Origin of the sequence: Rhodococcus sp. BP-316, assembly GCF_019836105.1 — a bacterium.
GTDB lineage: Bacteria > Actinomycetota > Actinomycetes > Mycobacteriales > Mycobacteriaceae > Rhodococcoides.
On sequence record NZ_JABUEE010000006.1, the window covers coordinates 258,233 to 271,324 of the forward strand.

The 13,092-nt window shown below is 67.6% G+C and carries 10 protein-coding genes; 3 read left to right on the forward strand and 7 right to left on the reverse strand.

Translation table 11 applies throughout. From position 1 onward, the window contains the following. Nucleotides 1–3 precede the first annotated feature (3 nt). The 4 genes from HQ312_RS13890 to HQ312_RS13905 form a co-directional block, all read right to left on the reverse strand. The gene (locus HQ312_RS13890) at nt 4–1,692 is read right to left on the reverse strand and encodes an ABC transporter ATP-binding protein (RefSeq protein ID WP_261782292.1); all 1,689 of its coding nucleotides are present in this window, start codon (nt 1,690–1,692) and stop codon (nt 4–6) included. Between the two features lie 5 nt (nt 1,693–1,697). After that, nucleotides 1,698–2,624: an ABC transporter permease gene (locus tag HQ312_RS13895; RefSeq protein WP_051613564.1), complete on the reverse strand. Its 927-nt coding sequence runs from the start codon at nt 2,622–2,624 to the stop codon at nt 1,698–1,700. A 5-nt stretch (nt 2,625–2,629) separates the two neighbouring features. Further along, entirely contained in the window at nt 2,630–3,553 is a 924-nt protein-coding gene (locus HQ312_RS13900; RefSeq protein ID WP_027506699.1) for an ABC transporter permease, read from the reverse strand. An 86-nt stretch (nt 3,554–3,639) separates the two neighbouring features. Next, nucleotides 3,640–5,256: an ABC transporter substrate-binding protein gene (locus HQ312_RS13905; RefSeq protein WP_222638996.1), complete on the reverse strand. Its 1,617-nt coding sequence runs from the start codon at nt 5,254–5,256 to the stop codon at nt 3,640–3,642. 429 nt (nt 5,257–5,685) lie between these two features. On the opposite strand from HQ312_RS13905, the gene acs reads away from it, so the two are divergent. After that, nucleotides 5,686–7,653, forward strand: a complete 1,968-nt coding sequence (gene acs / locus HQ312_RS13910; protein ID WP_222638940.1) for an acetate--CoA ligase — start codon at nt 5,686–5,688, stop codon at nt 7,651–7,653. Between the two features lie 69 nt (nt 7,654–7,722). On the opposite strand, the gene HQ312_RS13915 is transcribed toward acs, so the two are convergent. Further along, a complete protein-coding gene (locus HQ312_RS13915; protein WP_222628740.1) occupies nt 7,723–9,015 on the reverse strand; it encodes an MFS transporter in 1,293 nt (430 codons plus the stop codon). Nucleotides 9,016–9,371: 356 nt separating this feature from the next. Here HQ312_RS13915 and HQ312_RS13920 point away from each other — a divergent pair, with 356 nt between their 5' ends. Both HQ312_RS13920 and HQ312_RS13925 read left to right on the forward strand, forming a co-directional pair. Further along, nucleotides 9,372–9,902 (forward strand): phage holin family protein, encoded by a 531-nt coding sequence (locus tag HQ312_RS13920; RefSeq protein ID WP_222633335.1) that lies wholly within the window; start codon nt 9,372–9,374, stop codon nt 9,900–9,902. Nucleotides 9,903–9,926: 24 nt separating this feature from the next. Continuing rightward, nucleotides 9,927–10,901, forward strand: coding sequence for an alpha/beta hydrolase (locus tag HQ312_RS13925; protein WP_222638941.1), 975 nt, complete (start codon nt 9,927–9,929; stop codon nt 10,899–10,901). Here HQ312_RS13925 and HQ312_RS13930 read toward each other — a convergent pair. Continuing rightward, entirely contained in the window at nt 10,889–11,914 is a 1,026-nt protein-coding gene (locus tag HQ312_RS13930; RefSeq protein WP_222633333.1) for an Rv1355c family protein, read from the reverse strand. The two genes, HQ312_RS13925 and HQ312_RS13930, sit on opposite strands and share 13 nt — an antisense overlap. Before the next feature lie 16 nt (nt 11,915–11,930). After that, nucleotides 11,931–13,064 (reverse strand): GGDEF domain-containing protein, encoded by a 1,134-nt coding sequence (locus HQ312_RS22215; protein ID WP_222633332.1) that lies wholly within the window; start codon nt 13,062–13,064, stop codon nt 11,931–11,933. Nucleotides 13,065–13,092: the final 28 nt, after the last annotated feature.

Genomic DNA, 13,092 nt, shown 5'->3' on the forward strand with positions numbered 1-13,092 from the left:
GTCCTACGTCGCGGTGGATCCGGCGTTCCGCTCGGCAGCCATCAACTCGGCACGCTCGCGGCGCCGGACGGCCTGCTGCTCCGGGTCGGGAACGGGCACCGCGGCGAGCAGCCGCTTCGTGTACGGGTCGGCCGGCGAGCGCAGGATGGTGTCGGTCCGATCGAACTCCACCAGCTTGCCCGCACTCATGACCGCGATGCGGCGAGCCAGCACCTCCACCACGGCGAGGTCGTGGCTGATGAACAGGCACGCGAAGCCGTACTCCCGCTGCAGCTCCTGGAAGAGCTCGAGCACCTTGGCCTGTACGGACACGTCGAGCGCGGACGTCGGCTCGTCGGCGACGAGGAGGGTGGGTTCGAGAGCCAGGGCGCGGGCGATGCCGACACGCTGGCGCTGACCACCCGACAGCTGATGCGGGTAGCGGTTGCGCATGTCCCGCGACAGGTGCACCTGATCGAGCAACTCCTCGATCTTGGTGTTGCGCTGACCACGGTCCATCTCGGTGTGCAGCAGCATCGGCTCGCCGATCGACTGGCCGATGGGCCACCGCGGGTTCAGCGACGAACCCGGATCCTGGAACACGATGCCGACCTTGCTGCGCACCGGACGCAGGTCGCGGGTCGACATCGACGTGATGTCCGTTCCGGCGATGGACAACGACCCCGAATGCAGCTTGAGCAGGCCGACGGCTGCCTTGCCGATGGTCGACTTGCCCGATCCGGACTCACCGACCAGACCGACCACCTCGCCCGGCTCGATGCTCAGGCTGACACCGTCGACCGCGCGGAAGCCACCGGAGCGACGCGAACCCGGGTACTCGATGACGGCGTCGACGAGTTCGAGCGCGTACCGCACGTCGGGGGTGTCGTCGGTGCCCGCCTGCCCGGTCCGGGAACCGAGGTGGGGCACGGAGGCCAGGAGTTCGCGGGTGTAGGCGTGATCGGGACGATGGAAGATGTCGCCGGAGGTGCCCTGCTCGACGATGTCGCCACCGCGCATGACGAGGATGCGGTCGGCCATGTCGGCGACCACGCCCATGTCGTGGGTGATGAGCAGGATCGCCGCGTCGACCCGACCGCGGAGGTCGCGCATGAGCTGCAGGATCTCGGCCTGCACGGTCACGTCGAGTGCCGTGGTCGGCTCGTCCGCGATGAGCACGGACGGCTCGGATGCCAACGCCTGGGCGATCATCGCGCGCTGGCGCTGGCCACCGGACAACTGGTGGGGGTAGTACTTGACGCGCTTCTCCGGCTCCGGCATCTCGACGAGCCGCAGCAGCTCGATGACACGGTCCTTGGCCTGCGCCTTGCTGAGCTCGCTGTGCGCGCGGATGGCCTCGGTGATCTGCCACCCGATGGTGTAGACGGGGTTCAGAGCCGTCATCGGCTCCTGGAAGATCACGGCGATGTCCTTGCCGCGCACCGAGTTCAGCTCACGTTCCTTCAGGCCGATCAGTTCGCGACCGTTGAGCGTGATGCTGCCACTCACGCGGGCGTTGTCGGCCAGCAGGCCGGGCACCGCCATGGCGGTGGTGGATTTACCCGAGCCCGATTCGCCGACGATGGCGAGGATTTCACCGCGAGCGAGGTCGAACGAGACGTTCCGTACGGCTGTACGCCACGTCTTGTCGACTTCGAAGTCGATCGTCAGATCCGAGACTCCGAGAATCGGGCCGGTCTTGTCGTCACTCATGTCCGTCAGCTCCGTTTCGGGTCGAGCGCATCTCGCAGCGCATCGCCCATGAGGATGAAGGCCAGCACGGTCACCGACAGGAACCCTGCGGGGAAGAGCACCAGGTGCGGCGAGGTGGAGATGTAGTTCTGGCCGAGGTTGATCTGCAGGCCCCACGAGATCGCCGGCAACTGCAGCCCGATACCCAGGTAGGACAGCGTGGCCTCGGCCGCGATGAACGTGCCGACGGCGATGGTCGCGTACACGAGCACGGGTGCGAGGGCGTTGGGCAGGATGTGGCGGACCAGGATGCGGAACGTGCTCGCGCCCAGTGCCTGTGCGGCCTGCACGTACTCGCTCTGCTTGATCGAGATGACCGACGAGCGGACCAGTCGCATGGCCGTCATCCACCCGAAGGCGATGAGAGCCAGCGCCACCGTGGTGACGGTCCGCTCACTGGTGACGGTGAGCAGGACCAACGCGCCGAGCAGGAGCGGGATGCCGAAGAAGATGTCGGTGAAGCGGGCGAGCAGGCTGTCGAGCACGCCGCCGAAGTACCCGGCGAGCGCGCCGATCAGGACGCCGATGATCAGCACGCCGATGACGGCGAGCAGTCCGATGGTCAGCGAGATGCGGGCGCCGTAGATGACGTTGGCGTAATAGTCGCATCCCTGCAGGTCCGTTCCGAACCAGTGCTCGGAGCTCGGCGAGAGCCGGGTGTCCGACAGGTCGCAGGCGCGCGGATCGATCCCGCGAGCGAACAGCTGGGGCACCACGGCCATCAGGACGAGCACCGCGGTGATGACGGCACCGAACCAGAAGAAGACGCTGCGCCGCAGCTTCTTCCACGCGTTACCCCACAGGCTCGCCTGGCCGACCAGCTCCTGTGCCTCACCGGTCACGACGTTGCCCGGCTCGCCCTCGGCGGCGACATGCTGTGCATCGTTGGTCATAGCGCCTACTCGTATCGAATTCGGGGATCGAGGAGCGCGTAGAGCACGTCCACGACGAGGTTGAAGAAGATGTAGAAGAAGACCATCAGCGTGACGATGCCGACGACCACCGCGCCTTCCTGACGCTGCACGGCGTCGAAGATCGCGCGTCCGAGGCCCGGCAGGTTGAACACCGACTCGGTGACGATGGCGCCGCCCAGCAACGCACCGATGTCCGCGCCGATGAACGTCACGACGGGAATCATGCTGTTGCGCAGTGCGTGACGCAGGACGATGCGCCGGTACCCCACGCCCTTGGCGCGGGCGGTGCGGATGTAGTCCGCCGCCATGGCCTCCGACACCGCGGACCGCGTGAGACGCGCGACGTACGCCATGGACAGCGACGCCAGGACCAGGCCGGGCAGCAGGTAGCTGTACCACCCGTCGTTGATACCCGCGATGGGGAACAGGTCGAACTTGTAGCCGAAGAGGTACTGGGCGACGAAGCCGAAGACGAACACGGGAACCGACACCAGCAGCGTCGTCGACACCAGCACGAGGTTGTCGAAGAAGGAGTTGCGGCGCAGACCGGAGAGCACACCGGCCGCGATGCCGATGACGGCCTCGAAGACGATGGCCACGATGGTCAGCCGCACCGTCACCGGAAGACGCTGGGAGATGGTGTCGAGCACCGGGCGCCCGGCGAAGTCGGTACCGAAGTCACCCTGCAGGAGCCCGCCGACGTACTTGACGTACTGCACCAGGAACGGGTCGTCGAGGTTGTACTGCGCACGCAACTGCGCGACGACGGCCGGAGCGAGCGGGCGATCGCCCGCGAGCGCGCGGATGGGATCACCCGGAAGGGCGTACACCATCGCGAAGATCAGGAACGAGGCGCCGATCAGGACCGGGATGGTCAACAGCAATCGGCGCGTGATGAAGCGACCCACTGGGTTCTCCTCTTCGGGGTCTCACGGTTCACGCGTCGGTGGGGCGCCCTGCGTCTGCACGGCGCCCCACCGAGTCGAGAGAGAGGTCAGCTGACCGTGACGTCCGCGACCTCGATGTCACCGAACAGGTCGATCTTGACGTTGTCGACCCGCTCGCTCCACACGGCCTGGTTCAGACCGTAGAAGAGCGGAGTGGCCGGCAGGTCGCGGAACAGGATGTCCTCGGCCCGCTGGTACTCGGTCGTCGCGGCGTCGATCGACTCCGCGTTGTTGCCCTGCGAGAGGGCGGCGTCGAACTCCGGGTTGGAGTAGAAGCTGACGTTCGAGCCCGCCGGCGGCAGTGCTGCCGAGCTGTAGACCGGCGACAGGAAGTTGTACAGCGACGGGTAGTCCATGATCCAGCCCGAACGGAACGGACCGGTCATGCCCTGTGCGTCCTGCAGCGGAAGATACTGCGCGAACTGCAGATCGCCGCGGAGCACGTAGTCGACTCCGAGGTTGGTGCGCAGCTGGTTGCCCACGGCGGTCATCCAGGTGTCGTGTGCCGCACCGGCGTTGAACCACAGCTCCACCGGCTGCGACCGGTCGAAGCCGGCCTGGTCGAGCAGCGTGTTGGCCTGAGCGGCGTTCAGCTCGCACTTGGTGCCGCAGGCATCGTCCCGGTAGCCGTCGACGACGGGCGAACCGAAGGAGGTGGCCGGCGTGCGGGTGTTGGTGAAGATGGCCTCGGTGATGGCCTGACGGTCGATCGCCATCGAGAACGCCTCACGCACACGGGGATCCGAGAAACGCGGGTCGTAGGTCGGGAACGCGAGCGAGGTGATGTCGGGGCGAGCGCGCTCGCCGTACCGGTCACCGAACTGGTCACGTGCGGTCGCCCAGGCGTCCGGCGGCAGATCCAGCATGACGTCGAGGCCGCCGGCCTGAACGTCGGTGTAGCCGGTGCTCAGCTCCGTGTAGACCTTGAACTGCACGCCCTGCGACTGTGCCGGGTTCTCACCCTTGTAGTCGTCGTACTTGGTCAGGGTGATGCCCTGGCCCTCGACGAAGTCCTCGTCGGCCTTGAAAGGGCCGTTGCCGATGGGACGACGTCCGAAGGCGTCGGGATCGGTGAAGAACGCCTCGGGCAGCGGCGAGAACGCGCTGTAGCCCAGGGTCACCGGGTAGATCGCGAAGGGCTCCTTCAGAGCCACGCGAATCGTGGTGTCGTCCACGGCCTCGAGGCCGGTCATCGTGGCCGCGGTGGGCTCAGCGCCCTCGGCGGCCTGCAGATCGTCGTAGCCCTGGACGTTCTCGAAGAAGTACGAGGCACCGAAGGCGTTGGTGCTCAGCGCGGTGTAGTTCCACGCATCGACGTAGGACTTCGCGTCGACGGGCGTGCCGTCGTGGAACGTCCAGTCCGGCTTGAGCTTGATCGTCCAGTTCTGCTGGTCGTCGGACTCGACCGACTCGGCGACGCCGGTGTACTCGACCTCGCTGCTCTCGTCGTTGTAGTTCACCAACGGCGTGAACAGGGCCTTGAGGACCTGGTTGCCCTCACTCTCGGTGGTGTTACCGGGAACGAGCGGGTTCTCGGGCTGGCCGATGTACAGGCTGTAGGTGCCCTCGGCGCTCGAGGACCCACCCCCGCCACCACACGCCGCGAGCATGCCCACGGCGGCGATGGCCACCGAGACCACCGCGATCGTCTTCTTGACTCTCAACATGTCCTCCATCGAATCCGGCACGAACAGGGTCGACTGCACGCACCGTCCGCGGGTGGTCCGCGGGTGTCGGGTGGGCCACGGGCGATGACCGGCGTGACCCGGATATTTGCTTGACTTTAGACACACTCACAAAGGTCTGTCGTGCACTCCCCCGAAATCGGAACGACCCGGGTCCGCCCCGAAATACGGACGTAACCTGACAGGACTGGACCTCACCGGTCAGACAGCCTGATGAGAGGCGATTTTCGTGTCTCGTCACCATCCATCGCTGCTGCACACCGCCCGTCGCGCAGAACGCACCTCTCGCCGCACGTCCCGGGTCGCAGCCCTCTGCAACGGTGCGGCGCCGGTCACACGTGACTACCCTCACAGTCGCGACACACCGAACCGAGACACCAGTTCTTCCGAGAGGGGCCAGGTACCACGATGACCGAGACCGTGACCGACGACGGCGCGACCAGGGACACGGAATCGGAGCACCCGGTGTCCTATCCCCCGAGTGACGACTTCGTCGCGCAGGCCAACGCCGGATCCGAGCTCTACCAGGCGGCGAAGGACGATCGCCTCGCGTTCTGGGCCGAGCAGGCGAACCGGTTGCACTGGCACACCCCGTTCGAGCAGGTGCTCGACTGGTCGGACGCCCCCGTCGCGAAGTGGTTCGTCGGCGGTGAACTGAACGTCGCCTACAACTGCGTCGACCGGCACGTGGTCGAGGGCCGCGGCGACCAGGTGGCGATCCACTGGGAGGGCGAGCCCGGCGACAGCCGCGACCTCACCTACTCCGACCTCCTCGCCGAGGTCAGCCGCGCCGCGAACGCCTTCACCGATCTCGGGCTCGTCTCGGGTGACCGCGTCGCCATCTACATGCCCATGGTCCCCGAGGCCATCGTCTCGATGCTCGCGTGCGCCCGCCTCGGACTGACCCACAGCGTCGTCTTCGCAGGCTTCTCGTCCTCCGCGCTGCGCTCGCGCATCGACGACGCCGAGGCCAAGCTCGTCGTCACCACCGACGGCCAGTGGCGCCGCGGCAAGGCCGCGCCGCTCAAGGACTCGGTCGACGAGGCCGTGGACGGCGCCGCGTCGATCGAGCACGTCCTGGTGGTCAAGCGCACCGACATCGACGTGCAGTGGACCGAGGGCCGCGACCTCTGGTGGCACGACACCGTCGGGTCCGCCTCCCCCGAGCACGAGGCGCAGGCGTTCGACTCCGAGCACCCGCTCTTCATCCTCTACACCTCGGGAACCACCGGTAAGCCGAAGGGCATCATCCACACCTCCGGCGGCTACCTGACGCAGACCGCCTACACGCACCACTACGTTTTCGACCACAAGCAGGGCAAGGACGTCTACTGGTGCACGGCCGACATCGGCTGGGTCACCGGGCACAGCTACATCGTCTACGGCCCGCTGGCCAACGGCGCCACGCAGGTGGTCTACGAGGGCACCCCCAACTCTCCCGACGAGCACCGGCACTGGAACATCGTCGAGAAGTACGGCGTCACCATCTACTACACGGCGCCCACGCTCGTGCGCACGTTCATGAAGTGGGGACGACAGATCCCCGACGCACACGACCTCTCCTCGATCCGCCTGCTCGGCAGCGTCGGCGAACCCATCAACCCCGAGGCGTGGCGCTGGTTCCGCGACGTCATCGGCGCCGGCAGCGCCCCGATCGTCGACACCTGGTGGCAGACCGAGACCGGCGCGATCATGGTCTCGCCGCTGCCCGGCGTCACCGCCACCAAGCCGGGATCGGCCCAGACACCGCTCCCCGGCATCTCGGCCGCCATCGTGGACGACGACGCGAAGATGCTCGGGCCCGGCGGCAACGGGTACCTCGTACTCGACGAGCCGTGGCCGTCGATGCTGCGTGGCATCTGGGGCGACATGGAGCGCTACAAGGACACCTACTGGTCCCGCTACGCCACCGAGGGTTGGTACTTCGCCGGTGACGGTGCGCGCTTCGACGACGACGGCGACCTCTGGGTCCTCGGACGCGTCGACGACGTCATGAACGTCTCCGGTCACCGCATCTCCACCTCCGAGGTGGAGTCGGCTCTGGTGACCCACCCCGGCGTCGCCGAGGCAGCCGTCGTGGGCGCGGCGGACGAGACCACCGGCCAGGGCATCGTCGCCTTCGTCATCCTGCGCGAGGGCATCGAGAACACCGGCGACGCGCTGATCACCGAGCTGAAGGCTCAGGTGTCGAAGGAGATCTCGCCGATCGCCAAGCCGCGACAGATCACGGTGGTCCCGGAGCTCCCCAAGACGCGCAGCGGAAAGATCATGCGCCGCCTGCTCCGCGACGTCGCCGAGGGCCGGGACCTGGGCGACACCTCGACCCTCGTCGATCCGGCGGTCTTCGACGCGATCGCCAAGGCCGGCCAGAAGTAACCACGCGTCACGCAGAGAGAGGGGCTCGTGCACCGAGTGCACGAGCCCCTCTCTGCTGTCGGCAGTCCGTCAGGACACTGTGTCGAGATCGCGTCCGCGCGTCTCCTTCATGACGACGAGTGCGAACAGCGTCAGTGCCGCGGCGACGGCCAGGTACACGCCCACCCACGCGACACCGTAGGAGTTCACCAGCCAGGTCGCGATGAACGGCGCCACGGCCGCTCCCAGGATGCTGGCCGTGTTGTAGGAGATACCCGATCCGGTGTAGCGCACGTTGGTCGGGAACAGCTCCGGCAGAACAGCACTCATCGGTCCGAAGGTCAGACCCATCAGCGCCAGGCCGACGCACATGAACAGCAGCATGCGGCTCTCGGTGGCGGACTCGGGAGCAGCGAACCACTTGAACGACAGGCCGAACAGGATGATCGCGGTCGTGATGACGATCAGTGTGATGCGGCGGCCGAACCGATCCGCGAGCCAGCCGGAGACCGGGACGAACGCGGCGAAGAACAACACCGAGATGAGCTGCAGGCCCAGGAAGTCCGTGTAGGCGATGGTCACGGCGACACCGCTGTGATCGACCACCTTGCCGGTGCCGTAGCTGACCACCCACGTCGTCATGACGTAGAACAGTGTGTACGTCGCGAGCATGACGAACGTGCCGAGGATCAGCGGACGCCAGCTGGTCTTGAAGACCTCCGCCACCGGCGTCTTGACGCGCTGGCCGTTGGCCACGGCGCGCTTGAACACCGGTGTCTCCTCGAGCTTGAGTCGCACGTAGAGGCCGATGATCACCATGATCGCGCTCAGCAGGAAGGGCACACGCCATCCCCACGTGAGGAAGGCGTGATCCGATCCGGACGTCTTGGAGTCGTAGTCCATCGACAACGTCAGGATGAGGAAGATCCCGTTGGCCATCAGGAAGCCGATAGGGGCACCGAGCTGCGGCCACATCGCGGCCCAGGCCCGCTTGCCCTCCTTCGCGGTCTCGGTGGCGAGCAGTGCAGCGCCCGACCACTCGCCGCCCAGGCCGACACCCTGCGTGAAACGCATGAGCGCCAACAACATCGGGGCGATGATGCCCACGCTGTCGTACGTCGGCAGCAGTCCGATGAGGAAGGTCGCGACGCCCATGGTGAGCAGGGACCCCACCAGGGTCGCCTTCCGGCCGATGCGGTCACCGAAGTGTCCGAACAGCACCGAACCGATGGGCCGCGCGACGAAGGCGAGGCCGAACGTCGCGAACGACGCGAGCAGGGCCGTCGTGTCGTTGCCCGCGGGGAAGAACAGTCGGGGGAAGACGAGGACGGCGGCGGTGGCATAGATGTAGAAGTCGAAGAACTCGATGGAGGTTCCGACCATCGAGGCGATCACGATGCGACTGCGAGGTACGCCGTCCACTGCATCGAGATCGGAGTCCGGACCGGCGATGTTCGAACCGTCGGGGTTCGGAACGCGGTCCGCGGAAGTGCTTGTCACGGGTTTCTCCTGTTGGGAGGCGGGTTCGTCAGCAGGAAGTTACCCGACGCATCGTGACGTGAGGGCCGATACCGGCCACTCGGTTCGTGAGTGCTCACCACGCGGGGACCGACGTCCGGCGGGACCGGCCCCGTCCGGCGGCGATAGTGTGAGCCCCGAACGGGTAAGGACATAAGGTTGGCCGGTATCGCCGGACGATCACTGTCGAGCGCGACGAACATCTTCGAAGGGACTTGCACGTGAGCAGCAGCCGAGGCACCGACACGAGCGGTCGGACGACCGCTCCGGCCAGTATCTCCTCGATCCCGCTGACGGACGTCGACAGTCGCAGCAACCCCGCCACGGCCAGCATCGGCACCCTGGTCAAGGACGCGACGACACAGGTCTCCACGTTGGTCCGCGCCGAGGTCGAACTGGCCAAGGCCGAGGTGACCGGCGAGATCAAGAAGGGACTGCAGGGCAGCGTCCTCTTCATCCTCGCGCTCGCGGTCCTGATCTTCAGCTCGTTCTTCTTCTTCTTCTTCCTCGCCGAGCTGCTCAACGTGTGGGTCACGCGGTGGCTCGCGTTCCTCATCGTCTTCCTGATCATGGTGGTCATCACGGCGCTGCTCGCGTTCCTCGGCTACCTCCGGGTGAAGAAGCTGCGCAAGCCCGAGAAGACCATCGACTCGCTGAAGGCGGCCTCCTCGGTGCTGCCGGGCCAGGGCGACGGCGCATCGCCGAAGAAGCCGTTGGACGCGCTCGACGTGCGCGCCCCGCTCTCGCGCTGACACCGCGCGCGCGTACCGACGACAGTGGCCGCACCCGACCCGTCGACCGTCCGATATCCCGGCCCGTGGCAGCACCGCGACATCCGCGCCAACGGCATCCGGTTCCACATCGCCGAGGCGGACACCTCGGCGTCCGCCGACCCGGGACGCCCTGATCCGAGTCGGCCGGCGCCGCTGGTCGTCCTCGTCCACGGCTTCGCCGACCTCTGGTGGTCGTGGCGCCACCAGCTGACCGCTCTCGGCGCCGCCGGCTATCACGCCGTGGCAGTGGATCTGCGGGGCTACGGCGACAGCGACAAGCCGCCTCGCGGCTACGACGGCTGGACCCTCGCCGGTGACATCTCCGGCCTCGTTCGCGCGCTCGGACACTCCGAGGCGGATCTCGTCGGGCACGCCGACGGCGGACTCGTGTGCTGGGCGACCGCAGCGCTGCACCCTCGCGCTGTTCGCTCGATCTCGCTGCTCGCCTCACCGCATCCGATCTCGTTGCGACGGGCCGCGATCCGGGACTCGGCGCAACGCGCGGCGCTGCTGCCGTCGTTCCTGCGCTACCAGGTTCCGCTCGCACCCGAAAAGACGCTCGTCGCCGACGACGGTGCCGAGGTGGAGCGACTCGTCCGTGCCCGGTCGTCCGCGCAGTGGCAGTCGTCCACGGAGTTCGGCGACGTCGTGTCGAGGATGCGGTCGGCCGTCCGCATCCCCGGTGTCGCACACAGCACGTTGGAGTATCAGCGCTGGGCGTTCCGCAGCCAGTTCCGTTCCGACGGTCGCCGCTTCCGCGCCGCGATCGACCGGACCGTCGATCTACCGGCGCTGCAGATCCTGGGATCTGCCGACCCGTACGTCCTGCCGACAACGGCGCGCCGCGACTCCCACTGGGCACCGCAGCTCGTGGAGCATCGCGTGACGGGATCGGGGCACTACGTGCACCAGGAACGCCCGGACGAGGTCACCGACGTTCTCCTGCGCCATCTTCGAGCGAGCGGTCAGCCCCTGTAGGGGTCGACGAGGGTGCTCTCGATGATCGCCTCGAGACCGACACGGACGCGTCCCGACGGAGGCGGTGTCCCGCGCCCGAACAACCGCACCACAGCGGCCACCGACGCGCCGCCCAGAGCCACGTCACTCCCCAACTGCGGCCACGTCGACAATGTCGTACCGATGTCCGGCAACGATGCCGCCATGCGCGGCGTGATGCGCTCCATCTCGAGGATGCGCCCCGCCAGTGGCGCCTTCTCCCGCGGCGTCATCCCCGCGACCGCCGCGGCGTCGACGTCGCCGAGCAACCCGTGGAAGTACGGTCGGTCGGGTTCGAGGTCGTAGCGCTCGATGTCGAGCACGCCCCCGTCGCTGGTCTCCATGATCACGGGAATCCCGCGGCGACGGCACTCCTGCCGCACCAACACCTTCGCGTCGATCGAGTCGCACTCCTCGACGACGATGTCGAGGTCGGCGAGAAAGGCGTCCGTGGTCGCCTCGTCGATCCCGGTCGGGAACGTCGTCACCTCGAGGTACGGATCCAGTTCGGCGATGCGGCGAGCCGCCAGCACCGCCTTGTTGACGCCGAGGTCGAACACCGACGCGGGCACACGGTTGAGGTTCGACAGGTCCAGATCGTCGAAGTCGGCCAACCGGAGCTCGCCGCACAGCCCTTCGAGAGCGAGGGTGTGCGCTACCGCGTGGCCGACGCTCAGACCCACGACGCCGACGCGCAGGCGCCGCGCAGCATCCTGCTCGTCCACGGTGATCTTGTTGCGGTTCCGGTCCAGGCGCAGCAACCGGAACCCGCGCGGACCGAGCACCCGCACGAGCGAGCGACGCCAGGGGTAGTGCACCCACCGGGTCGGCTCGTCCAGGAGCTCGGACGACGGAGTGGGCAGCAGTGCGTCGAGCGACTGGAGCTGCTCGGCGGTGGTGTCCAGGATCGCGTCGTCCCCGATCTCGGACATCAGTCGATCGAGAACCTCGTGATCGCCGAGGTCGGTCGGATCCAGGACGCGGTGCTCGCTCATGCTCACTCCTCTGCCGTCACGGGAGGGGTTCCGTCTTGTCGCGGCGCTGCACCGGCGTCAGGGTCGGTGACCACCGGACGACGTCCTCCATCGCGAATGCCACTCGATCGCGGCCCGCCGTCTTCGCCGCGTACAGCGCGCGGTCGGCCGCGTAGGTCAGTCGGTCGAGGGTGGCCTCGACGTCGTTACCGCCCCTCTCGTCGAACACCACGTTCGCCTGCGCCACTCCGATGCTGACGGTGACGTCGCACGCGGAGCGGACGCTCTCGAGCACCTTCTCCTCGAGCCCCGCGACGGACTTGCTGAGGCCGAGCACCAGGAACTCCTCCCCGCCCAGCCGGGCGACCACCGCGTCCTCGGGAACGTAGGCGGCGATCGCCTCGGCGACCGTGGTGAGCACGACGTCACCGGCCGCGTGACCGCGAGTGTCGTTGACGGACTTGAAGTGGTCGACGTCGACGAGCGAGACGACGATGGCGTCGGACTTCTCCGATGCCTCCGCGAGCATGGCGCTCACCCGCGGCAACATGCCGCGGCGGTTGAGCAGGCCGGTGAGCGGATCGGTGTTCGCCAGGGTCTCGAGGCGGGCTGTCACCGATTCGAGCGAGCTGCGCATGGTGGCGATCAACACCGCCGGCACCACCACGGTGGTGACCGCGGCGCCGGCCGCGACGAACCGCACCGCGCCCTCGGAGCCGTTGATGCTCAGTGCCGTCGCCATGATCACCGCGGCGCCGGTGAGCGAGATCGTGACCTTGGGCGGCGATCCGGACGCCGCGATGGCGGGCACGACCGCCAGCATCGCCGTGACCGCGCGGGACCCCGACGGATCGGCGATCAGATAGGCGGAGATGGCGACGCCGACCATGCCACCCGACCCCAGCACCGTGAACTGCCGGTCGGACAGACGACCGGCACGCAGGGTGATGCCCACGGTGACCACGGTGAACGCCACGATGACGGCCAGGAGCGGCAGCGTGCCCGGCCGCAGGAACGTGGGCTGGAGAATCGCGATGACGAGCAGGGGCAGCGCCCCCGATGCACTTGCCATGACCGCCTTCGACCGCGTGTCGAAGTAGTTGCCGGCCGCCGTCAGCTGCCGACCGCCGCGGCGGCCCATCCTCGCCTCGTCTCCCGTCGTCACCGTCACCCGTCACATCCCGTGTCCGCGCGCCGCA